Consider the following 294-nt stretch of genomic DNA (forward strand, 5'->3'; position numbering starts at 1 on the left):
AACTACTCTTTGACTCATGATCAGGCTCCTTCAAGTCGAAAAATTCCCGATTCTGATGTTGCCGGAAATCGAGGCGTATTTAGAAAGTGGACTATTTCGTGGGATTGGCAAGAAAACTGCTCAAACTTTGGTCAATTGCTTTGGAAGTGAGACTTTATCGATATTAGATAACAACCCCGAAAAACTTTACACTGTTCCCGGACTAACTCAGTATCGGATTGATGGTATTACCAAAGCTTGGTCAGAGAGTAAAAAGAATCCGAACTTGGGAGTGATTACCCAACTTTTGGCTGT

Annotated in this window: 1 pseudogene; it reads left to right on the plus strand. The window is 41.2% G+C overall.

The features are described 5' to 3' along the window. Positions 1-16: 16 nt before the first annotated feature. Positions 17-294: pseudogene (locus tag ACEYW6_RS36820) on the plus strand (hypothetical protein); the annotation flags it as partial.

The organism is Nostoc sp. UIC 10607 (assembly GCF_047228265.1).
GTDB classification, from domain to species: Bacteria; Cyanobacteriota; Cyanobacteriia; order Cyanobacteriales; family Nostocaceae; genus Nostoc; species Nostoc foliaceum_A.